Source organism: Bradyrhizobium sp. CCBAU 53421 (assembly GCF_015291625.1).
In the GTDB taxonomy this organism is placed as follows: Bacteria; Pseudomonadota; Alphaproteobacteria; order Rhizobiales; family Xanthobacteraceae; genus Bradyrhizobium.
In genome coordinates this window covers 4,376,215-4,395,347 of record NZ_CP030047.1, presented here as the reverse complement: position 1 = coordinate 4,395,347, position 19,133 = coordinate 4,376,215, and the positions used below count along the sequence as shown (strand labels likewise).

The 19,133-nt window shown below is 63.6% G+C and carries 30 protein-coding genes; all 30 read right to left on the bottom strand.

Features of this window, described 5'->3' with window-relative positions; genetic code table 11:
- Positions 1-6 precede the first annotated feature (6 nt).
- Positions 7-801, bottom strand: a complete 795-nt coding sequence (locus tag XH92_RS20885) for an SDR family NAD(P)-dependent oxidoreductase (RefSeq protein WP_194460841.1) — start codon at positions 799-801, stop codon at positions 7-9.
- Positions 802-936: 135 nt separating this feature from the next.
- Entirely contained in the window at positions 937-1,353 is a 417-nt protein-coding gene (gene rplQ / locus XH92_RS20880; protein WP_021081645.1) for a 50S ribosomal protein L17, read from the bottom strand.
- Between the two features lie 206 nt (positions 1,354-1,559).
- Entirely contained in the window at positions 1,560-2,591 is a 1,032-nt protein-coding gene (locus XH92_RS20875) for a DNA-directed RNA polymerase subunit alpha (RefSeq protein WP_050402259.1), read from the bottom strand.
- Between the two features lie 118 nt (positions 2,592-2,709).
- On the bottom strand, positions 2,710-3,099 hold the full coding sequence (gene rpsK, locus XH92_RS20870; protein WP_006021048.1) for a 30S ribosomal protein S11: 390 nt from the start codon (positions 3,097-3,099) through the stop codon (positions 2,710-2,712).
- A 115-nt stretch (positions 3,100-3,214) separates the two neighbouring features.
- Positions 3,215-3,583, bottom strand: a complete 369-nt coding sequence (rpsM, locus tag XH92_RS20865; RefSeq protein WP_057019544.1) for a 30S ribosomal protein S13 — start codon at positions 3,581-3,583, stop codon at positions 3,215-3,217.
- A 191-nt stretch (positions 3,584-3,774) separates the two neighbouring features.
- Positions 3,775-4,626: an adenylate kinase gene (locus tag XH92_RS20860; RefSeq protein WP_194460840.1), complete on the bottom strand. Its 852-nt coding sequence runs from the start codon at positions 4,624-4,626 to the stop codon at positions 3,775-3,777.
- A 71-nt stretch (positions 4,627-4,697) separates the two neighbouring features.
- Positions 4,698-6,032 (bottom strand): preprotein translocase subunit SecY, encoded by a 1,335-nt coding sequence (secY, locus tag XH92_RS20855; RefSeq protein ID WP_021081647.1) that lies wholly within the window; start codon positions 6,030-6,032, stop codon positions 4,698-4,700.
- A gap of 157 nt (positions 6,033-6,189) precedes the next feature.
- Entirely contained in the window at positions 6,190-6,675 is a 486-nt protein-coding gene (gene rplO / locus XH92_RS20850; protein WP_194460839.1) for a 50S ribosomal protein L15, read from the bottom strand.
- Between the two features lie 21 nt (positions 6,676-6,696).
- Positions 6,697-6,888 (bottom strand): 50S ribosomal protein L30, encoded by a 192-nt coding sequence (gene rpmD, locus XH92_RS20845; RefSeq protein ID WP_024578582.1) that lies wholly within the window; start codon positions 6,886-6,888, stop codon positions 6,697-6,699.
- A gap of 34 nt (positions 6,889-6,922) precedes the next feature.
- Positions 6,923-7,498, bottom strand: a complete 576-nt coding sequence (gene rpsE / locus XH92_RS20840; protein ID WP_021081649.1) for a 30S ribosomal protein S5 — start codon at positions 7,496-7,498, stop codon at positions 6,923-6,925.
- A gap of 58 nt (positions 7,499-7,556) precedes the next feature.
- The gene (gene rplR, locus XH92_RS20835; protein ID WP_016843760.1) at positions 7,557-7,916 is read right to left on the bottom strand and encodes a 50S ribosomal protein L18; all 360 of its coding nucleotides are present in this window, start codon (positions 7,914-7,916) and stop codon (positions 7,557-7,559) included.
- A gap of 11 nt (positions 7,917-7,927) precedes the next feature.
- Entirely contained in the window at positions 7,928-8,461 is a 534-nt protein-coding gene (gene rplF, locus XH92_RS20830) for a 50S ribosomal protein L6 (RefSeq protein WP_024578581.1), read from the bottom strand.
- 14 nt (positions 8,462-8,475) lie between these two features.
- Positions 8,476-8,874, bottom strand: a complete 399-nt coding sequence (gene rpsH, locus XH92_RS20825) for a 30S ribosomal protein S8 (RefSeq protein WP_021081651.1) — start codon at positions 8,872-8,874, stop codon at positions 8,476-8,478.
- A gap of 16 nt (positions 8,875-8,890) precedes the next feature.
- On the bottom strand, positions 8,891-9,196 hold the full coding sequence (rpsN, locus tag XH92_RS20820; RefSeq protein WP_016843757.1) for a 30S ribosomal protein S14: 306 nt from the start codon (positions 9,194-9,196) through the stop codon (positions 8,891-8,893).
- 46 nt (positions 9,197-9,242) lie between these two features.
- Positions 9,243-9,800, bottom strand: coding sequence for a 50S ribosomal protein L5 (gene rplE / locus XH92_RS20815; protein ID WP_050420398.1), 558 nt, complete (start codon positions 9,798-9,800; stop codon positions 9,243-9,245).
- Positions 9,793-10,107 carry a 50S ribosomal protein L24 gene (rplX, locus tag XH92_RS20810; protein WP_016843755.1) on the bottom strand — a complete coding sequence of 105 codons (315 nt, stop codon included), beginning with the start codon at positions 10,105-10,107 and terminating at the stop codon, positions 9,793-9,795. The genes rplE and rplX overlap by 8 nt, the downstream gene beginning before the upstream one ends.
- Positions 10,107-10,475: a 50S ribosomal protein L14 gene (rplN, locus tag XH92_RS20805; protein WP_011473865.1), complete on the bottom strand. Its 369-nt coding sequence runs from the start codon at positions 10,473-10,475 to the stop codon at positions 10,107-10,109. The genes rplX and rplN overlap by 1 nt, the downstream gene beginning before the upstream one ends.
- A 75-nt stretch (positions 10,476-10,550) precedes the next feature.
- The gene (gene rpsQ, locus XH92_RS20800) at positions 10,551-10,799 is read right to left on the bottom strand and encodes a 30S ribosomal protein S17 (RefSeq protein WP_016843754.1); all 249 of its coding nucleotides are present in this window, start codon (positions 10,797-10,799) and stop codon (positions 10,551-10,553) included.
- Between the two features lie 11 nt (positions 10,800-10,810).
- Complete coding sequence (rpmC, locus tag XH92_RS20795) at positions 10,811-11,017, bottom strand: 50S ribosomal protein L29 (RefSeq protein ID WP_021081654.1); 207 nt, start codon at positions 11,015-11,017, stop codon at positions 10,811-10,813.
- A gap of 5 nt (positions 11,018-11,022) precedes the next feature.
- Positions 11,023-11,436: a 50S ribosomal protein L16 gene (gene rplP, locus XH92_RS20790; protein ID WP_016843752.1), complete on the bottom strand. Its 414-nt coding sequence runs from the start codon at positions 11,434-11,436 to the stop codon at positions 11,023-11,025.
- 30 nt (positions 11,437-11,466) lie between these two features.
- Positions 11,467-12,168: a 30S ribosomal protein S3 gene (gene rpsC / locus XH92_RS20785; protein ID WP_097675076.1), complete on the bottom strand. Its 702-nt coding sequence runs from the start codon at positions 12,166-12,168 to the stop codon at positions 11,467-11,469.
- A gap of 20 nt (positions 12,169-12,188) precedes the next feature.
- Entirely contained in the window at positions 12,189-12,575 is a 387-nt protein-coding gene (gene rplV / locus XH92_RS20780) for a 50S ribosomal protein L22 (RefSeq protein WP_018272136.1), read from the bottom strand.
- Between the two features lie 10 nt (positions 12,576-12,585).
- Positions 12,586-12,864: a 30S ribosomal protein S19 gene (gene rpsS, locus XH92_RS20775; protein ID WP_018272137.1), complete on the bottom strand. Its 279-nt coding sequence runs from the start codon at positions 12,862-12,864 to the stop codon at positions 12,586-12,588.
- Positions 12,865-12,876: 12 nt separating this feature from the next.
- The gene (gene rplB / locus XH92_RS20770; protein WP_021081655.1) at positions 12,877-13,710 is read right to left on the bottom strand and encodes a 50S ribosomal protein L2; all 834 of its coding nucleotides are present in this window, start codon (positions 13,708-13,710) and stop codon (positions 12,877-12,879) included.
- Between the two features lie 12 nt (positions 13,711-13,722).
- Complete coding sequence (locus tag XH92_RS20765) at positions 13,723-14,022, bottom strand: 50S ribosomal protein L23 (protein ID WP_016843746.1); 300 nt, start codon at positions 14,020-14,022, stop codon at positions 13,723-13,725.
- Positions 14,019-14,639: a 50S ribosomal protein L4 gene (rplD, locus tag XH92_RS20760; protein WP_194460838.1), complete on the bottom strand. Its 621-nt coding sequence runs from the start codon at positions 14,637-14,639 to the stop codon at positions 14,019-14,021. Before rplD ends, XH92_RS20765 begins: the two co-directional genes overlap by 4 nt.
- A gap of 1 nt (position 14,640) precedes the next feature.
- On the bottom strand, positions 14,641-15,360 hold the full coding sequence (gene rplC / locus XH92_RS20755; protein WP_194460837.1) for a 50S ribosomal protein L3: 720 nt from the start codon (positions 15,358-15,360) through the stop codon (positions 14,641-14,643).
- Positions 15,361-15,414: 54 nt separating this feature from the next.
- The gene (gene rpsJ / locus XH92_RS20750) at positions 15,415-15,723 is read right to left on the bottom strand and encodes a 30S ribosomal protein S10 (protein WP_002712302.1); all 309 of its coding nucleotides are present in this window, start codon (positions 15,721-15,723) and stop codon (positions 15,415-15,417) included.
- 94 nt (positions 15,724-15,817) lie between these two features.
- On the bottom strand, positions 15,818-17,008 hold the full coding sequence (tuf, locus tag XH92_RS20745) for an elongation factor Tu (protein WP_028339316.1): 1,191 nt from the start codon (positions 17,006-17,008) through the stop codon (positions 15,818-15,820).
- Between the two features lie 40 nt (positions 17,009-17,048).
- Entirely contained in the window at positions 17,049-19,121 is a 2,073-nt protein-coding gene (gene fusA, locus XH92_RS20740; RefSeq protein WP_194460836.1) for an elongation factor G, read from the bottom strand.
- Between the last annotated feature and the right edge of the window lie 12 nt (positions 19,122-19,133).

Here is a 19,133-nt window from a genome sequence, read left to right as displayed (position 1 = left end):
GCGGCCTCACGCGATCGTATTGACGATGCCACCTTCGGCGCGCAGTGCGGCGCCATTGGTCGCCGAGGCCTGCTTGGAGCAGACATAGACCACGAGGTTGGCGATCTCCTCGGTGCTGGCAAAGCGCTGCAACAGCGAGGTCGGGCGGTGCTGCTTGACGAAGTTGGCGGCCGCCTCCTCGACCGACTGGCCGTTCTGCTTGGCGAGATCCTTGACGAAGGTCTCGACGCCCTCGGACATCGTCGGTCCGGGCAGCACGGAGTTGACGGTCACGGCGGTGCCCTTGGTCAGCTCCGCGAGGCCGCGCGCGATCGCAAGCTGCGCAGTCTTGGTCATGCCGTAGTGGATCATCTCGGTCGGGATGTTGAGGCCGGATTCCGAGGAGATGAAGACGATGCGGCCCCAGTTGCGCTTCAGCATGCCCTGCATGTAGCCGCGCGACAGCCGCACGCCCGACATCACGTTGACCTCGAAGAAACGGCTCCAGTCTTCGTCGGGAATGTCGAAGAAGCCCTTCGGCTCGAAGATGCCGGCATTGTTGACGAGGATGTCGACCTCCGGCAGCGCCGCCAGCAACGCCTTGCAGCCGGCCGCGGTCGAGACGTCGGCCGCGATGCCGCGGACCTTGGCACCCGGCACCGCCTTGGCGATCGCGGCAACCGCCGCATCGACCTTGGCCTGGCTGCGGCCGTTGATGACGACATCGGCGCCGGTCTCGGCCAGCCCCTTCGCAATGGCGTTGCCGATGCCCGCCGTCGAACCGGTCACGAGCGCAGTTTTTCCGGAAAGGTCGATTTTCATAAGAGGTCTTCTCCTGTCGGGTTCGCAGGAGATATTTGGGCTTTATAGCGCGGCCGCAACCACGGCACGGCAGATACGCAAAACAAAAACGGCGCCCGAAGGCGCCGCTTTCAAAAACTCTCGCTCAAGAGCAGCTTACGCCGCCTCGGCTTCCTTGTCCTGGGCCGGACCGGAGTCCTGGCCCTTGGCATCGACGTCGCGGTCGACGAACTCGATCACGGCCATCGCCGCGTTGTCGCCGTAGCGGAAGCCGGCCTTGATGATGCGGGTGTAGCCGCCCTGGCGGTCCTTGTAGCGGGTCGCCAGCGTGTCGAACAGCTTCTTGACCTGGTCCTGGTCGCGCAGCTCCGAGATCGCCTGGCGGCGCAGGGCGAGACCGCCCTTCTTGCCGAGGGTGACGAGCTTCTCGACGATCGGCCGCAGCTCCTTGGCCTTCGGCAGCGTGGTGACGATCTGCTCGTGCTTGATCAGCGCGGCCGCCATGTTGGCGAACATCGCACGCCGGTGCTCGGCGGTGCGGTTGAGCTTCCGATGAACCTTGCCGTGACGCATTGACTTATTCCTTCTTCAATTCTGTCGCGGTGGTTCAGCGACAAGTGCAGGTGGGCATCCCGCGTTCGCCCGCAAAAGCGCGACGTCGCGCTTTTGCTACTTGGTTTGGGCATGATCCTTGTCGGAAAACCGCTGCGCACTTTTCCGGGATCGTGCCGCAAAAAAATCGTGGCCGGAGATTCTCCGGCCACGACGGTGAAAACGGATCAGTAGTGATCCTCGAAGCGCTTGGCGAGCTCGTCGATGTTCTCCGGCGGCCAGCCCGGCACTTCCATGCCGAGGTGCAGACCCATCTGGGCCAGCACTTCCTTGATCTCGTTCAGCGACTTGCGGCCGAAGTTCGGGGTGCGGAGCATTTCCGCTTCCGACTTCTGCACGAGGTCGCCGATGTAGACGATGTTGTCGTTCTTCAGGCAGTTTGCCGAACGCACCGACAGCTCGAGCTCGTCGACCTTCTTGAGGAACGCCGGGTTGAACGCCAGATCCGGGATGATCTCCTGCGTGACTTCCTTGCGCGGCTCTTCGAAATTGACGAACACGTTGAGCTGATCCTGCAGGATGCGCGCGGCATAGGCCACCGCGTCCTCGGGCGTGATCGCGCCGTTGGTCTCGATCGTCATGGTCAGCTTGTCGTAGTCGAGGATCTGGCCCTCACGGGTGTTCTCGACCTTGTAGGAGACCTTGCGGACCGGCGAGAACAGGCTGTCGACCGGGATCAGGCCGATCGGCGCATCCTCGGGACGGTTGCGCTCCGCGGCGACGTAGCCCTTGCCGGTCGTGACCGTGAACTCCATGCGAATCTCGGCGCCGTCGTCCAGCGTGCAGAGCTGCAGGTCGGGGTTGAGCACGGTGACGTCGCCGACGGTCTGGATGTCGCCGGCGGTGACGGCGCCCGGGCCCTGCTTCTTCACGACCATGCGCTTCGGGCCTTCGCCCTGCATCTTGATCGAGATGTCCTTGATGTTGAGCACGATGTCGGTGACGTCTTCACGGACACCGGCGATCGAGGAGAACTCGTGCAGCACGCCGTCGATATGCACCGACTGCACCGCGGCGCCCTGCAGCGACGACAGCAGGATGCGGCGCAGCGCGTTGCCGAGCGTCTGGCCGAAGCCACGCTCGAGCGGCTCGGCGACCACGGTGGCGAACCGGCTCGCGTCCGAGCCCGGCGTCACCTGCAGCTTGTTCGGTCGAATGAGTTCTTGCCAATTTTTCTGGATCGTCACTTGTTCACCCATGTGCCAGTCGTTGGGCCCGTCGAATGGCCGAACCTGGCGTTGGAGATCGCGGAACAGTCCGCGCGGTCAATTCCAAAAACCATCGCAGGGCGGCCAGAAGCCGCCCGCGACTTACAGATCAAACGCGCCGACGCTTGCGCGGACGGCAGCCATTGTGCGGGATCGTGGTCACGTCGCGGATCGAGGTGACGGTGAAGCCCGCAGCCTGCAGCGCACGCAGCGCCGACTCACGGCCCGAACCCGGGCCGGCCACTTCAACCTCCAGCGTGCGCATGCCGTGTTCCTGCGCCTTCTTGGAGACGTCTTCGGCCGCGACCTGCGCGGCATAGGGGGTCGACTTGCGCGAGCCCTTGAAGCCCATGGTGCCGGCCGACGACCAGGCGATGGTGTTGCCCTGCGCGTCGGTGATGGTGATGGTCGTGTTGTTGAACGACGAATTCACGTGCGCGATGCCGGAGGCGATGTTCTTGCGTTCGCGGCGACGTACGCGGGTGGCTTCCTTGCCCATTTCAAACCTTTCCTGTGATCTCAACGCCGCCGTAGTGCCAGCGGCTACACCTCAAAACGCAAATGGCGAGTAGCGAATTTTCGATTCGCTACCCCCCACCTGCAATTCGCAAAACTTACTTCTTCTTGCCGGCGATCGCCTTGGCCGGACCCTTGCGCGTGCGCGCATTGGTGTGGGTGCGCTGGCCGCGCACCGGCAGACCGCGGCGATGACGCAGGCCGCGATAGCAGCCGAGGTCCATCAGCCGCTTGATGTTGATGCCGACCTCGCGACGGAGATCGCCCTCGACCAGATAGTCGCGGTCGATGACTTCGCGGATCTGCAGGACCTCCTGGTCGGTCAACTGGTTGACGCGACGGTCCAGCGGGATCTTGACCTTCTCGATGATGTCGGCCGCGTTCTTCTGGCCGATACCATGGATGTACTGAAGCGCGATCAGGACGCGCTTGTTGGTAGGAATGTTGACGCCGGCAATACGGGCCACGGACTTCTCTCCTGTCGCCGCTCCATCACGGATACGGGCTTCTCAAGTTCTTGCTCTCTGCGGGCTTGTGTCCACAAACGCGAACACGACGCCCTTCCCCTCATGTCCTTCGGGGCCCGGCATCGTCATAAAACTATCCAACTTGGATGCGGGGCTTATTAAAGGATTCATGTCGGTTTCGTCAACCGCTCCTAGCGTTTAGCTCGCTTTTTCGTGAGCTTTTTTGCGGCCTTCTTGGCAGCTTTTGCCCCCTTCCGGGCATTCGCGGTGCGGACACTCGTCTTGGCCGCCTTTTTCGCAGCCTTCCTGGCACCCACGGCCCTGGAAGTCGCCTTCGCGGCCTTTTTGGCCGATTTGGCTGCCTTTTTGGCCGGCCTCGTGGCGACCTTCTTGGCCGTCTTGGAGGCCTTTTTGGCCGCCCTGGGCGCGTGATCCTCGTGATCCTTGGGTTCCAGCGCACCGAGCGCGGTCAGGATCCGGTTGATCTCGCGGGTGACGTGCTCGATGGTCATCATGCCATCGACCGTCAGCAGCTTCCGCCGCTCCGAATAATAGTGAATCAGCGGTTCCGTCAGCGAACGGTACTGCGCCAGCCGCTTGGTCAGCACTTCCGGCGTGTCGTCGAGGCGCACTTCCTCGCCGCGCGCGCGGGTCTCCTCGGCGCGCTTCTCGACACGGGCGAGCAGTGCACTCTCGTTGACGCGCAGCTCGACGACGGCATCGAGCTTGAGGTGCTTTTTCCTGAGCAGGTCGTCCAGCGCCTCGGCCTGCGGCACGGTGCGCGGGAAGCCGTCGAGGATGAAGCCCTTCTTGGCGTCAGGTTCCTCGATTCGGTCGGCGATGATTCCCACCACGACCTCGTCGGGAACCAGGCCGCCATTGGCCATGATCTCCTTGGCCTGCAGGCCGACCGGCGTGCCCGCGGCAACGGCTGCGCGCAGCATCTCGCCGGTCGAGAGCTGAACGATGCCATGCCGGTGCACCAGCCGCTGCGCCTGGGTTCCCTTGCCCGAGCCCGGCGGCCCCAAAAGGATCAATCTCATATCTGCTTCGCCCCCCGGCTAGGTGGGCGACGTCCGCACACCTGTGTTTTGAGTTTGGCGCCGCGCCGCGATCAGCGGCGGCGGCCTCCCCTGAGCTTCGACTTCCTGATCAGCCCTTCATACTGATGGGCGAGCAGATAGCCCTGCACCTGCGACACCGTATCCATCGTCACACTGACGACGATCAGGAGCGAAGTGCCGCCAAAGTAGAACGGGACCGAAGCGTAGGAAATCAGAATTTCCGGAATCAGGCAGACGATCGCCAGATAGATCGCGCCGAGCACCGTGATGCGCGACAGCACGTAGTCGATATATTCCGCCGTGCGCTCACCGGGCCGGATGCCCGGGATGAAGCCGCCATGCTTCTTCAGATTGTCCGCGGTCTCGGTCGGGTTGAACACGATCGCGGTGTAGAAGAAGGCGAAGAACACGATCAGCGCGAGATACATCAGCAGGAACAGCGGACGGCCGTGGCTGAGCTGGGTGGTGAGCCACTGGAACCACTCCGGCCCCTTGCCGGCGTTGAAGTTCGCAACCGTGGTCGGCAGCAGCAGCAGCGACGAGGCGAAGATCGGCGGAATCACGCCCGAGGTGTTGAGCTTGAGCGGCAGATGCGAGGACTGGCCCTCGAACATCTTGTTGCCGACCTGGCGCTTCGGATACTGGATCAGCAACCGGCGCTGCGCACGCTCCATGAACACGATGAAGGCGATCACGGCGACCGCCATCACGATGACGATCAGGATCAGGCCGGTCGACATCGCGCCCTGGCGGCCGAGTTCCAGCATGTTGGCGAGCGCCGAGGGCAGCTCGGCGACGATGCCGGACAGGATGATCAGCGAAATACCGTTGCCGATGCCGCGCGAGGTGATCTGCTCGCCGAGCCACATCAGGAACATGGTGCCGCCGGTCAGGGTGATCGCAGTTGATATCCGGAAGAACATGCCGGGGTCGCTGACCACATTGCCGGCGCCTTCGAGGCCGATCGCGATGCCGTAGGACTGGAACAGCGCCAGGATCACCGTCAGGTAACGGGTGTACTGGTTCAGCGTCTTGCGGCCGGCCTCGCCTTCCTTCTTCAGCGCCTCGAGCTGCGGCGACACGGTGGTCAGCAGCTGCACGATGATCGATGCCGAGATGTACGGCATGATGTTGAGCGCGAAGATCGCCATGCGGTGGATGCCGCCGCCGGCGAACATGTTGAACATGCCGAGGATGCCGCCGGACTGGCTGCGGAACACCTGCTCCCAGATGTTGGGATCGATGCCCGGCAGCGGGATGTAGGTGCCCAGCCGATAAACAAGCAGCGCACCCAGGGTGAACCAGATGCGCTTCTTCAGCTCGTCGGCTTTCGCCAGCTGTCCGAAATTGAGGTTGGCGGCAAGTTGTTCGGCTGCTGAGACCATGTTCGGCTTTCTCCCGGAGCCCGCTTCGCCGACGCCCCAAGAACTCGTTCTATCGGGGCCGTCGGCAGACACCGGACATTATCTGGTGCTCGGCCTCGATAAGTCCATCATTCGATCTGCGGATTGCCCGCGCCGCGCGCGGGCAATGACGCAGATGTTACGCCGCCTCGCCTTCTTCCTTGGCGGGGGCCAGGATCTTGACCGAGCCGCCGGCCTTCTCGACCGCGGCAATGGCCGACTTGGAAGCGCCGTGCGCCTCAATGGTCAGCTTGGTCTTGATCTCGCCGCGGCCCAGCAGCCGCAGGCCGTCCTTGGCGCGGCGCAGCACGCCGGCCTTGACCAGCGATTCGACGGTCACGGTCTCGCTGGCGTTGACCAGCTTGTTGTCGATCGCTTCCTGCAGACGGTCGAGATTGATCTCGGCGAAGTCGAGCCGGAAGATGTTGTTGAAGCCGCGCTTCGGCAGACGGCGATGCATCGGCATCTGGCCGCCTTCGAAACCCTTGATGCGGACGCCCGAACGCGCGGTCTGGCCCTTGCCGCCGCGGCCCGAGGTCTTGCCCTTGCCGGAACCGATGCCACGGCCGACACGCATGCGCTTCTTGCGCGAGCCGGCGTTGTCGGCGATATCGCTGAGCTTCATCGCCCTTCTCCTTATCTCTGCTTACTCGCCGACGACGCGGACGAGATGCTGAACCTTGCTGATCATGCCGCGAACTTCAGGGGTATCCTGCAGCTCGGCAACCCGGCCGATCTTGTTGAGCTTGAGGCCGATCAGCGTCGAACGCTGCGAGTGATGGCGGCGGATTGCGCTGCCGGTCTGCTCGACCTTGATCGTCTTGCTGGCCTTGGCCATCGTCTTGAACTCCAGAAAGCGCTGGTCGCGCGGGTTATTCCGCCACCACTTCGGCGTCGCCGCCGACGCGGCGCGACTGCAGGGTGGAGACCTTGATGTTGCGGCGCGCAGCCACCGAGCGCGGCGAATCCTGATGCTTCAGCGCGTCGAAGGTTGCGCGAACCATGTTGTAGGGATTCGACGAGCCGATCGACTTCGCCACCACGTCCTGGATGCCGAGCGTCTCGAACACCGCGCGCATCGGGCCGCCGGCGATGATGCCGGTACCCGCCGGAGCGGTACGCAGATAGACGCGGCCGGCGCCGTGACGACCGGCGACGTCGTGATGCAGCGTGCGGCCTTCGCGCAGCGCGACGCGGGTCAGATTGCGCTTCGCCGATTCGGTCGCCTTGCGGATCGCTTCCGGAACTTCGCGCGCCTTGCCGTGGCCGAAACCGACCCGGCCCTTCTGATCGCCGATCACGACCAGCGCCGCAAAGCCGAAGCGCTTGCCGCCCTTGACGACCTTCGCCACGCGATTGATGTGGACGAGCTTGTCGACGAACTCGCTGTCGCGCTCCTCGCGCTCCCTGCTCCGTTCGCGTCCGCCGCGTTCGCGTTCACCTGCCATGGTGTTTTCCAATCTCTAGGAGGCCTTGCGCCTCTTGCCTTGTAATCGTTCGATTCGTTTAGAAGCTCAATCCGCCTTCACGCGCTGCATCCGCGAGCGCCTTGACGCGCCCGTGATAGATGTAGGCGCCGCGATCGAACACGACTTCCTTGACACCCTTCTGCGCCGCGCGCTCCGCCAGCAGCTTGCCGACGGCCTTCGCCGCATCGATGTCGGCGCCGGTCTTGCCGGCGTCGCGCATGGTCTTCTCCAGCGACGAGGCGGAGGCGAGCGTCTCGCCCTTCTGGTCGTCGATGACCTGGGCGTAGATGTGCTTGGACGAGCGGAACACCGACAGCCGCGGACGGCCGCCTGCCGAGCGGCGAAGCGCAAGGCGCACGCGCTGCTTGCGCCGGGCATTCGTAACCTTGAGTGACATGACCGGCTCCGTTACTTCTTCTTGCCTTCCTTGCGGAAGATGAATTCGTTGGCGTACTTCACGCCCTTGCCCTTGTACGGCTCCGGCGGACGGTAGGCGCGGATCTCGGCGGCGACCTGGCCGACGCGCTGCGGATCGTTGCCGGTGATCGTGATCTCGGTCGGCTTCGGCACCGCGATGGTGATGCCTTCCGGGATCGCGTAGACCACGTCGTGGCTGTAGCCGAGCGCGAGCTGCAGGTTCTTGCCCTGCATCGCGGCGCGGTAACCGACGCCGGTGATCTCGAGCTTCTTCTCGAAGCCCTTGGTGACGCCCTCGACGAGGTTGGCGACCTGCGCGCGCGCGGTACCGTACATCGCCTGCGCGCGGTTGGTCTTGACGCGCGGAGCGACCTTGACCTGGCCGTTCTCGAACTTCACCTCGACGTCGTCATGCACGACGAACTGAAGCTGGCCCTTCGGCCCCTTCACCTTCACCGTCTGGCCCTCGACAGTCGCCGTCACACCCGACGGGATCGCCACCGGCCGCTTGCCGATACGTGACATCGCAATATCCTTCCTCAGAACACCGTGAAGAGAACTTCGCCGCCCACGTTGGCGTCGCGCGCCTCGTGGTCAGCCATGATTCCCTTCGGCGTCGACAACACCGAAATGCCGAGACCGTTGTTCACGCGCGGCAGGTTCTTCACCGAGGCGTAAACGCGCCGGCCCGGCTTCGACACCCGCTCGATCTCGCGGATGACGGGCTCGCCGTCGAAATACTTCAGCTCGATCTCGAGCTCGCTGCGCCCCGAGGCATGCTCGACGCTGGCGTAGCCGCGGATATAACCCTCGGACTTCAGCACCTCGAGCACGTTGGCGCGCATCTTCGAGCCGGGGCTCGAGACCTTGGACTTCGAACGCATCTGCGCGTTGCGGATGCGGGTGATGAGATCGCTGATCGGATCGTGCGTAGACATTTTTCCGACCCTCCCCTTACCAGCTCGACTTCACGAGGCCGGGAACCAGGCCCTTGGAGCCGAGTTCACGCAGCGCGATGCGCGAGAGCTTGTTCTTGCGATAGTTCGAGCGCGGACGCCCGGTCAGCTCGCAACGGTTGCGGATGCGCGTCGGCGACGAGTTGCGCGGCATCTCGGCGAGCTTCAGCGTCGCCGCGAAGCGCTCTTCCATCGGCTTGGTCTTGTCGGCGATGATCGCCTTCAGCTTCTCGCGGCGCGGGCCGGCGTTCTTCGCCATCCGCTTGCGCCGGTTGTTCTTCTCGACTGAACTCTTCTTTGCCATGCTTGGCTCCTGGGTATCCGCGTTTGAGTGGCTTTGGCTCAGCTACTCACTGCCGGAACGGGAAATTGAAAGCGGTCAACAAGGCCCTCGCCTCGTCGTCGGTCTTGGCGGTGGTGCAGACCGTGATGTCCATGCCACGCGCTTCCGAGACCTTGTCGAAGTCGATCTCGGGGAAAATGATGTGCTCCTTGATGCCGAGCGAGTAGTTGCCGCGGCCGTCGAAGCTCTTCGGGTTCAGGCCGCGGAAGTCGCGGACGCGGGGCAGCGCCACGTTCACCAGGCGGTCGATGAACTCGTACATATGGGCCTTGCGCAGCGTGACCTTGCAGCCGATCGGCTGGTTCTCACGCAGCTTAAAGGTCGCGATCGCGATCCGCGAATAGGTCACGATCGCCTTCTGGCCGGCGATCTGGGTCAGCTCGGCGGCGGCGGTCTCGGCCTTCTTGCGGTCGTTGACGGAATCGCCCACGCCCATGTTGAGCACGACCTTGTCGAGGCGCGGCACCTGCATCACGTTGGCATAACCGAACTTCTCGGTCATCATGCCGCGGATCTTCTTGTCGTACTCCGCGCGCAGACGCGGCGTGTAAGCTGTATCAGCCATCGATCTCTGCTCCCGAGCTCTTGGCAACACGAACCTTCTTGCCATCGGCCTGAATCTTGAACCCGATGCGGGTCGGCTTTCCGTCCTTGCCGACATACGCGATGTTCGAAAGGTCGATCGGCATCTCCTTGGAGATGATGCCGCCTTCCTGGGTCTGGGTCTGCTTCTGGTGGCGCTTCACCATGTTGATGCCGCGAACGAGAGCCTTGTTCTCGTCCGGACGCACCTCGAACACCTCGCCGGTGCGACCCTTGTCGCGGCCGGTGAGCACCATCACCTTGTCGCCCTTGCGGATCTTGGCAGCCATCACAGCACCTCCGGCGCGAGCGAAATGATCTTCATGTGGTTCTTGGCGCGCAACTCGCGCGGCACCGGCCCGAAGATACGGGTGCCGACCGGCTCGGACTGATTGTTGATCAGCACGGCGGCGTTGCGGTCGAAACGGATGACCGAACCGTCGGCGCGGCGGATGTCCTTGCGGACCCGAACCACGACGGCCTTCATCACGTCGCCCTTCTTCACCTTGCCACGCGGAATGGCTTCCTTGATCGACACAACGATAACGTCGCCCACGGTGGCATAGCGGCGCTTGGAACCTCCAAGAACCTTGATGCACATGACACGGCGTGCGCCTGAATTATCGGCCACGTCGAGGTTGGTCTGCATCTGAATCATTGATGCACCTCGTCCTCTTTCTGCGCTTTAGCGCGCTCAAAATTTCCCTGAATGACTTCGGCCAGGCCGAAGTAATCAGGCCGTTTTCTTGTGTTCGCCCCGGACCACGGTCCAGCGCTTCAGCTTCGAGATCGGCTTCGATTCCTCGATCCAGACCATGTCGCCCGGCTTGAACTGGTTGTTCTCGTCGTGCGCGTGGTAGTTCTTGGAACGGCGGATCGTCTTCTTGTAGATCGGGTGCGTGAAGCGGCGATCGACGCGCACCACGATGGTCTTGGCTTGCTTGTCGCTGACGACCACGCCCTGCAGAGTACGTTTCGGCATAGGCTTGCCCCTTACTTCTTCTTCGCGCGCAGCTGCGCGGCGATGGTCTTGATACGAGCGATATCGCGGCGGGCTTCCCGCATCCGCGACGTGTTCTCCAGCTGCCCGGTGGCGCGCTGGAAACGCAGGTTGAAGCGTTCCTTCTTCAGGTTAAGGACCGCGTCTTCCCGCTGGTCGTCGCTCATCGCGCGAATGTCTTCAACTTTCATCTCGGCCATGGCGATTACTCCGCAATGCGCGCAACGAAGCGCGTCTTGATCGGCAGCTTGGCGGCGGCGAGCGACAGCGCTTCCTTCGCGGTCTGCACCGGCACGCCGTCGATCTCGAACATCACGCGGCCCGGCTTGATCCGGACCACCCACAATTCGGGCGCACCCTTGCCGGAGCCCATGCGGACTTCGGCGGGCTTCTTCGACACCGGCACGTCCGGGAACACGCGGATCCAGACGCGGCCGGCGCGCTTCATGTGACGGGTCAGCGCGCGGCGGGCGGCTTCGATCTGACGGGCGGTGACGCGCTCAGGCTCCATCGCCTTCAAGCCGAACTGGCCGAACGCCAACGTCGCGCCAGAGGTCGCAACGCCGTGGATACGGCCCTTATGCGCCTTCCGGAACTTCGTTTTCTTAGGTTGCATCATGGCTTTAAGCCCTCAAATTCCTGCTTTGCCTCAAGCGGCGTCGCGGCGCGAACGCGGCGTGCTGTCGCCTTCGGCCATCTTCTTGTCCTGGGCCATCGGATCGTGCTCGAGGATCTCGCCCTTGAAGATCCAGACCTTGACGCCGCAGGTGCCGAAGGTCGTGAACGCGGTGGCAACGCCGTAGTCGACGTCGGCGCGTAGCGTGTGCAGCGGCACGCGACCTTCGCGGTACCACTCCATGCGCGCAATTTCGGCGCCGCCGAGACGGCCCGAGCAGTTGATGCGGATGCCCTCGGCGCCGAGACGCATCGCCGACTGCACGGCGCGCTTCATGGCGCGGCGGAACGCAACGCGGCGCTCGAGCTGCTGGGCGATCGATTCAGCGACCAGGGTCGCGTCGAGCTCCGGCTTGCGGATTTCGACGATGTTGATCACGACGTCCGACGAGGTGATGTCGGCGACCTTCTTGCGCAGCTTGTCGATGTCGGCGCCCTTCTTGCCGATCACGACGCCCGGACGGGCCGAATGGATCGTCACGCGGCACTTCTTGTGCGGACGCTCGATCACGATGCGGGCGACGGCCGCCTGCTTGAGCTCCTTGTGCAGGATCTCGCGGATCTTGACGTCCTCGTGCAGCAGCTTGCCGTATTCCTGCTTGCCGGCGAACCAACGGGAGTCCCAGGTCCGGTTGATGCCGAGACGCAGCCCGATTGGATTGATCTTTTGACCCATCGTCTTCTCCTGCGCCCTTCTTAGGCGCTTGCCTCGGCCTCGACCTGACGAACCACGATGGTCAGGTGCGAGAACGGTTTGAACACACGGCCCGAACGGCCACGGCCGCGCGGAGCAAAACGCTTCATCACGATACCGTTGCCGACATGCGCCTCGGCAACGACGAGATCGTCGACATCGAGGTCATGGTTGTTCTCGGCGTTGGCGATCGCCGATTCCAGGCACTTCTTGACGTCGACCGCGATCCGCTTGCGCGAGAACTGCAGGTCGGCGAGCGCAGCGGACGCCTTGCGGCCGCGGATCAGCTGCGCCACCAGGTTGAGCTTCTGCGGGCTGACGCGCAGCATGCGGGCGACGGCCTTGGCCTCATTGTCCGCGAGGCTACGTTCGCGCTTTGGTTTGCTCATCGTCTATTCCTCAAGCCTTCTTGGCTTTCTTGTCGCCCGAGTGGCCGTGGAAGGTCCGGGTCGGCGAGAACTCGCCGAACTTGTGACCCACCATTTCCTCGTTGATCGCCACCGGCACATGCTTCTGGCCGTTGTAGACACCGAAGGTCAGGCCGACGAACTGCGGCAGGATGGTGGAGCGGCGGCTCCAGATCTTGATGACGTCGTGACGGCCGGACGCGCGGGCGGCATCTGCCTTCTTGAGCAGAGAACCCTCGACGAACGGGCCTTTCCAGACTGAACGAACCATGTCCGGCGTTCCTTACTTCTTCCGCTTGTGGCGGCTGAGGAGAATGAATTTGTTGGTCGACTTGTTGGTGCGGGTCTTCTTGCCCTTGGTCGGCTTGCCCCACGGAGTGACCGGGTGACGACCGCCCGAGGTACGACCTTCACCACCGCCGTGCGGGTGATCGATCGGGTTCATGACGACGCCGCGGTTGTGCGGACGCCAGCCGAGCCAGCGGGTACGACCGGCCTTGCCGATCGAGATGTTCATGTGATCCGGGTTCGAGACCGCGCCGATCGTGCCGCGGCAACGGCCGTGCACGAGACGCTGCTCGCCCGAGTTCAGGCGAACGATCACGTAGTCCTGGTCGCGGCCGACGATCTGGGCATAGGTGCCGGCGGAACGCGCCAGCTGGCCGCCCTTGCCGATCTTCAGCTCGATGTTGTGCACGATCGTGCCGACCGGCATGTTGCCGAGCGGCATGACGTTGCCCGGCTTGACGTCGACGTAGTTGCCGGCGACGACGGTGTCGCCCGCTGCCAGACGCTGCGGCGCCAGGATGTAGGCCAGCTCACCGTCCTGATACTTGATCAGCGCGATGAACGCGGTGCGGTTCGGATCGTACTCGAGCCGCTCCACGACCGCCGGCATGTCCACCTTGTCGCGGCGGAAGTCGACGGTGCGGTAGGCCTTCTTGTGGCCGCCGCCGCGGAAGCGCACGGTGATGCGACCGGTGTTGTTGCGACCGCCGTTGCCGAGCTTGCCCTCGGTCAGGGTCTTCACCGGCTTGCCCTTGTAGAGCGCCGAACGATCGACCATGACCAGCTGGCGCTGGCCCGGCGTCGTGGGATTGTAGGTTTTCAATGCCATCGTCGTTGCGCCTTATAGTCCGGTAGTCACGTCGATGCGGTGGCCCTCTTCCAGGGTCACGATCGCGCGCTTGGTGTCCGACTGCGAGCCGAGATTGCCGCGGAACACCTTGGTCTTGCCCTTGCGAACGAGAGTGTTGACGCTCTTCACCTTGACGTCGAACAGCTTCTCGACCGCTTCCTTGATCTGCGGCTTGGTCGCCTTGCCGGCGACCTTGAACAGCACCTTGTTGTGCTCGGAGGCGAGCGTCGCCTTTTCCGTCACGACCGGCGAGATGATGACGTCGTAGTGGCGCGGATCGATGTTCTTCATTTGAAGCGCGCCTCCAGCGCATCAACCGCAGCCTTGGTCAGCACCAGCTTGTGGCGGCGGAGAATGTCGTAGACGTTGATGCCCTGGATCGGCAGCACGTCGATGTTCGGGATGTTGCGGGCCGCGGTCGCGAAACCGGCGTTGAGCTCGGCGCCGTCGATGATCAGCGCGTTGGTGAGCCCGAGGCCGGAGAAGTGACCGAGCAGCGCCTTGGTCTTGGCGGCCTCAAGCTGCGCGTTGTCGATCACGATCAGCCCGCCGTCCTTGGCCTTGGCCGACAGCGCATGCTTCAGCGCGAGCGCGCGCACCTTCTTCGGCAGGTCGGTCGCATGGGAGCGAACCACCGGACCGAACGCACGGCCACCGCCGCGGAACTGCGGCACGCGGGCCGAGCCGTGACGGGCGCCGCCGGTGCCCTTCTGCTTGTACATCTTCTTGCCGGTGCGCCAGACGTCGGCGCGGCCCTGGGCCTTGTGCGTGCCGGCCTGACGCTTGTTCAGCTGCCACTGCACGCAGCGCTGAATGATGTCGGCGCGGGGCTCGAGACCGAAGATCGCGTCCGAGAGCTGGACAGATCCGGCGTCCTTGCCTTCAAGGGTCGTGACTTTCAGTTCCATCTCACGCGCCCTCCTTCTCGGCCGAAGCCTCGGCAGCCTCGCCGCCGGCAACCTTGAACTTGCCGGGCTTCGGGGCTTCCTTCGGCAGCGGCTTCTTGACGGCGTCGCGCACCGAGATCCAGCCGCCCTTGGAGCCGGGAACGGCGCCTTCGACGAGGATCAGGCCGCGCTCGACGTCGGTCGAAACCACGCGCAGATTCAGCGTGGTGATGCGGTCGACGCCCATGTGACCGGGCATCTTCTTGTTCTTGAAGGTCTTGCCGGGGTCCTGACGGCCACCGGTCGAACCGATCGAGCGATGCGAGATCGACACACCGTGGGTGGCGCGCAGACCGCCGAAATTCCAGCGCTTCATGCCGCCGGCGAAGCCCTTACCGATCGAGGTGCCGGTCACGTCGACAAACTGGCCGACCACGAAATGGTCCGCCTGGATTTCCGCGCCGACCGGGATCAGCGCGTCCTCGGACACGCGGAACTCGGCGACCTTGCGCTTCGGCTCGACCTTGGCGACCGCGAACTGGCCGCGTTCGGCCTTCGGCATGTACACCGTCTTGCGGGCGCCCGAGCCGAGCTGAAGCGCGACATAGCCGTTCTTCTCGGTCGTGCGGTGGCCCAGCACCTGGCAGTTGCCCAACTTCAGCACGGTCACAGGGATATGCTCGCCGGTCTCCGTAAAGACCCGCGTCATCCCGACCTTCTGTGCGATCACTCCGGAGCGCATCGGCGTGCTTCCTGTCTTTCTGTCCGCAAGCGGCGGACGTAAAAATCCAAAACCTTAGAGCTTGATCTCGACGTCGACACCGGCGGCCAGGTCGAGCTTCATCAGCGCATCGACGGTCTGCGGGGTCGGGTCGACAATGTCGAGGAGGCGCTTGTGAGTGCGCATCTCGAATTGCTCGCGGCTCTTCTTGTCAACGTGCGGCGAACGGTTGACGGTGAACTTCTCGATGCGGGTCGGCAGCGGAATCGGTCCGCGAACCTGCGCACCGGTGCGCTTCGCCGTGTTCACGATCTCACGGGTCGACGTATCGAGGATTCGATGGTCGAACGCCTTGAGACGGATGCGAATGTTTTGGCCGTTCATTGCCGTATCTCTTTCTTCGTCGCTTACTAGCGAATAACGAGTGGTGAGCGGCGGGTGGGCGAACCCACCCGCTGCAAACTTGACCGATCCACCCTTACTCGATGATGGCGGCGACGACGCCGGCGCCGACGGTGCGGCCACCTTCGCGGATCGCGAAGCGCAGCTTCTCTTCCATCGCGATCGGCACGATCAGGTGCACTTCCATCGCGATGTTGTCGCCCGGCATCACCATCTCGGTGCCTTCCGGCAGATGCACGACACCGGTCACGTCGGTGGTGCGGAAGTAGAACTGCGGACGGTAGTTGGTGAAGAACGGGGTGTGGCGACCGCCCTCTTCCTTGGTGAGGATGTACGCCTCAGCCTTGAACTTGGTGTGCGGCTTGACCGAACCGGGCTTGCACAGCACCTGGCCACGCTCGACTTCCTCGCGCTTGGTGCCGCGGAGCAGCGCACCGATGTTGTCGCCGGCCTGGCCCTGATCGAGCAGCTTGCGGAACATTTCGACGCCGGTGACGATGGTCTTCTGGGTGTCGCGGATACCGACGATCTCGATTTCCTCGCCGACCTTGATCACGCCGCGCTCGACACGGCCGGTGACGACGGTGCCGCGGCCCGAGATCGAGAACACGTCTTCAACCGGCATCAGGAACGGCTGGTCGATCGGACGCTCCGGCTGCGGGATGTATTCGTCGACGTTGCGCATCAGCTCGAGGATGGCGTCGTGGCCGAGCTTCTTGTCCTTGTCTTCGAGGGCGGCGAGCGCCGAACCCTTGATGATCGGGATCTTGTCGCCCGGGAATTCGTACTTCGAGAGCAGCTCCCGGACTTCCAGCTCGACGAGCTCGAGCAGCTCCGGATCGTCGACCATGTCGCACTTGTTGAGGAACACGACGAGCGCCGGCACGCCGACCTGGCGGGCGAGCAGGATGTGCTCGCGGGTCTGCGGCATCGGGCCGTCAGCGGCCGACACGACCAGGATCGCGCCGTCCATCTGGGCAGCACCGGTGATCATGTTCTTCACGTAGTCGGCGTGGCCGGGGCAGTCGACGTGAGCGTAGTGGCGGTTCTGCGTCTCGTACTCGACGTGAGCGGTCGAGATCGTGATGCCGCGCGCCTTCTCTTCCGGCGCCTTGTCGATCTGGTCGTAGGCGGTGAACGTCGCGCCGCCGGTTTCTGCAAGCACCTTGGTGATCGCTGCGGTCAGCGAGGTCTTGCCATGGTCGACGTGACCGATGGTGCCGATGTTGCAGTGGGGCTTGTTACGCTCGAATTTTGCTTTGGCCATTTGACTCTCCGTTCAGTCGTTAGCTGCTAACCAACGACAATCAAGCAAACTTTTTCTGGACTTCAGCCGACACGTTCGCCGGAGCTTCGGCGTAGTGATCGAACTGCATTGTGAAGGTCGCGCGACCCTGGCTCATCGAGCGCAGGTTGTTCACGTAACCGAACATGTTCATGAGCGGCACCATCGCGTTGATGACGTTGGCGTTGCCGCGCATGTCTTGGCCCTGGATCTGGCCGCGCCGGGAATTCAGGTCGCCGATGACCGAACCGGTGTAGTCTTCCGGCGTCACCACCTCGACCTTCATGATCGGCTCGAGCAGAACGGACTTGCCCATCTGCAGCGCCTCGCGGAAGCAGGCGCGCGTGGCGATTTCGAAGGCCAGCGCCGACGAGTCGACGTCGTGGAACTTGCCGTCGATCAGCTGCACCTTGACGTCGACGATCGGGAAGCCCGCGACCACGCCGGAGGACAGCACGCTCTCGAGGCCCTTTTCGACGCCCGGGATGTACTCCTTCGGCACCGCGCCGCCGACGATCTTCGACTCGAACTCGTAGCCCTTACCGGCTTCGTTCGGCTCGACGATGATGGTGACGGCCGCGAACTGGCCGGTACCGCCGGTCTGCTTCTTGTGGGTGTAGCTGTGCTCGACCCGCTTGGTGACACGCTCACGGAACGCCACCTGCGGCGCGCCGATGTTGGCGTCGACCTTGTAGGTGCGCTTGAGGATGTCGACCTTGATGTCGAGATGCAGTTCGCCCATGCCCTTGAGGATGGTCTGGCCGGACTCGTGGTCGGTCGACACGCGGAAGGACGGATCCTCCGCGGCGAGCTTGGCCAGCGCCACGCCCAGCTTCTCCTGGTCGGCCTTCGACTTCGGCTCGATCGCGATCTCGATCACCGGCTCCGGGAATTCCATCTTCTCGAGGATGACCGGCTTGTTGGGATCGCACAGCGTGTCACCGGTGCGCGCTTCCTTCAGGCCGGCCAGCGCGACGATGTCGCCGGCATAGGCTTCCTTGATGTCTTCGCGGTTGTTCGCATGCATCAGCAGCATCCGCCCGATCCGCTCCTTCTTCTCGCGGGTCGAGTTGATGACGCCGGTGCCCGACTGCAGGATACCGGAATAGATGCGGCAGAAGGTGATGGTGCCGACGAACGGGTCGTCCATGATCTTGAACGCGAGCAGGGCCAGCGGCTCCTTGTCGTCCGCGTGGCGCACGACTTCGTTGCCGTCCTCATCGGTGCCCTTGATCGCGGGCACGTCGATCGGCGACGGCAGATAGTCGACGACGGCGTCGAGCAGCGGCTGCACGCCCTTGTTCTTGAACGCGGAGCCGCACAGCACCGGGTAGAACGCGCCGGTCAGCACGGCCTTGCGGATCAGGCGCTTCAGGGTCGCCTCGTCCGGCTCCTTGCCGTCGAGGAAGGCAGCCAAAGCGTCGTCGTCGAGCTCGACGGCGGCTTCCACCATCTTCTCGCGATATTCCTTGGCCTGCTCGACCAGATCTTCCGGGATGTCGACATAGTCGAACTTGGCGCCGAGCGATTCATCGTTCCAGATGACGCCCTTCATCTTCACGAGGTCGACGAGACCCTTGAAGTTGTTCTCGGCGCCGATCGGCAGCTGGATCGCGATCGGCTTGGCGCCGAGGCGGTCGACGATGTCGGCCAGGCACTTGAAGAAGTCGGCGCCGGTCTTGTCCATCTTGTTGGCGAAGACGATGCGCGGAACCTTGTACTTGTCGCCCTGGCGCCAGACGGTCTCGGTCTGCGGCTCGACGCCCTGGTTGGAGTCGAGAACGCAAACGGCGCCGTCGAGCACGCGCAGCGAACGCTCGACCTCAATGGTGAAGTCGACGTGGCCGGGGGTGTCGATGATGTTCAGGCGCTTGCCGTTCCAGAACGCGGTGGTCGCAGCCGAGGTGATCGTGATGCCACGCTCCTGCTCCTGCTCCATCCAGTCCATCGTCGCGGCACCTTCGTGCACTTCGCCGATCTTGTGGCTCTTGCCGGTGTAATACAGGATGCGCTCGGTGGTCGTGGTCTTGCCGGCGTCGATATGCGCCATGATACCGAAGTTGCGGTAGTCCTCGATGGCATGTTGGCGGGGCATGAGACTGTTCCT

What these genes read in the sequence shown, in the direction of transcription:
- XH92_RS20885 (WP_194460841.1), bottom strand. Translation starts at nt 801, where the DNA reads ATGAAAATCGACCTTTCCGGAAAAACTGCGCTCGTGACCGGTTCGACG.
- rplQ (WP_021081645.1), bottom strand. Translation starts at nt 1,353, where the DNA reads ATGCGTCACGGCAAGGTTCATCGGAAGCTCAACCGCACCGCCGAGCAC.
- XH92_RS20875 (WP_050402259.1), bottom strand. Translation starts at nt 2,591, where the DNA reads ATGGGTGAACAAGTGACGATCCAGAAAAATTGGCAAGAACTCATTCGA.
- rpsK (WP_006021048.1), bottom strand. Translation starts at nt 3,099, where the DNA reads ATGGGCAAGGAAGCCACCCGCGTACGTCGCCGCGAACGCAAGAACATC.
- XH92_RS20860 (WP_194460840.1), bottom strand. Translation starts at nt 4,626, where the DNA reads ATGAGATTGATCCTTTTGGGGCCGCCGGGCTCGGGCAAGGGAACCCAG.
- secY (WP_021081647.1), bottom strand. Translation starts at nt 6,032, where the DNA reads ATGGTCTCAGCAGCCGAACAACTTGCCGCCAACCTCAATTTCGGACAG.
- rplO (WP_194460839.1), bottom strand. Translation starts at nt 6,675, where the DNA reads ATGAAGCTCAGCGATATCGCCGACAACGCCGGCTCGCGCAAGAAGCGC.
- rpmD (WP_024578582.1), bottom strand. Translation starts at nt 6,888, where the DNA reads ATGGCCAAGGCCAGCAAGACGATCAAGGTCGAGCAGACCGGCAGCGCA.
- rpsE (WP_021081649.1), bottom strand. Translation starts at nt 7,498, where the DNA reads ATGGCAGGTGAACGCGAACGCGGCGGACGCGAACGGAGCAGGGAGCGC.
- rplR (WP_016843760.1), bottom strand. Translation starts at nt 7,916, where the DNA reads ATGTCACTCAAGGTTACGAATGCCCGGCGCAAGCAGCGCGTGCGCCTT.
- rplF (WP_024578581.1), bottom strand. Translation starts at nt 8,461, where the DNA reads ATGTCACGTATCGGCAAGCGGCCGGTGGCGATCCCGTCGGGTGTGACG.
- rpsH (WP_021081651.1), bottom strand. Translation starts at nt 8,874, where the DNA reads ATGTCTACGCACGATCCGATCAGCGATCTCATCACCCGCATCCGCAAC.
- rpsN (WP_016843757.1), bottom strand. Translation starts at nt 9,196, where the DNA reads ATGGCAAAGAAGAGTTCAGTCGAGAAGAACAACCGGCGCAAGCGGATG.
- rplE (WP_050420398.1), bottom strand. Translation starts at nt 9,800, where the DNA reads ATGGCTGATACAGCTTACACGCCGCGTCTGCGCGCGGAGTACGACAAG.
- rplX (WP_016843755.1), bottom strand. Translation starts at nt 10,107, where the DNA reads ATGGCTGCCAAGATCCGCAAGGGCGACAAGGTGATGGTGCTCACCGGC.
- rplN (WP_011473865.1), bottom strand. Translation starts at nt 10,475, where the DNA reads ATGATTCAGATGCAGACCAACCTCGACGTGGCCGATAATTCAGGCGCA.
- rpsQ (WP_016843754.1), bottom strand. Translation starts at nt 10,799, where the DNA reads ATGCCGAAACGTACTCTGCAGGGCGTGGTCGTCAGCGACAAGCAAGCC.
- rpmC (WP_021081654.1), bottom strand. Translation starts at nt 11,017, where the DNA reads ATGGCCGAGATGAAAGTTGAAGACATTCGCGCGATGAGCGACGACCAG.
- rplP (WP_016843752.1), bottom strand. Translation starts at nt 11,436, where the DNA reads ATGATGCAACCTAAGAAAACGAAGTTCCGGAAGGCGCATAAGGGCCGT.
- rpsC (WP_097675076.1), bottom strand. Translation starts at nt 12,168, where the DNA reads ATGGGTCAAAAGATCAATCCAATCGGGCTGCGTCTCGGCATCAACCGG.
- rplV (WP_018272136.1), bottom strand. Translation starts at nt 12,575, where the DNA reads ATGAGCAAACCAAAGCGCGAACGTAGCCTCGCGGACAATGAGGCCAAG.
- rpsS (WP_018272137.1), bottom strand. Translation starts at nt 12,864, where the DNA reads ATGGTTCGTTCAGTCTGGAAAGGCCCGTTCGTCGAGGGTTCTCTGCTC.
- rplB (WP_021081655.1), bottom strand. Translation starts at nt 13,710, where the DNA reads ATGGCATTGAAAACCTACAATCCCACGACGCCGGGCCAGCGCCAGCTG.
- XH92_RS20765 (WP_016843746.1), bottom strand. Translation starts at nt 14,022, where the DNA reads ATGAAGAACATCGATCCGCGCCACTACGACGTCATCATCTCGCCGGTC.
- rplD (WP_194460838.1), bottom strand. Translation starts at nt 14,639, where the DNA reads ATGGAACTGAAAGTCACGACCCTTGAAGGCAAGGACGCCGGATCTGTC.
- rplC (WP_194460837.1), bottom strand. Translation starts at nt 15,360, where the DNA reads ATGCGCTCCGGAGTGATCGCACAGAAGGTCGGGATGACGCGGGTCTTT.
- rpsJ (WP_002712302.1), bottom strand. Translation starts at nt 15,723, where the DNA reads ATGAACGGCCAAAACATTCGCATCCGTCTCAAGGCGTTCGACCATCGA.
- tuf (WP_028339316.1), bottom strand. Translation starts at nt 17,008, where the DNA reads ATGGCCAAAGCAAAATTCGAGCGTAACAAGCCCCACTGCAACATCGGC.
- fusA (WP_194460836.1), bottom strand. Translation starts at nt 19,121, where the DNA reads ATGCCCCGCCAACATGCCATCGAGGACTACCGCAACTTCGGTATCATG.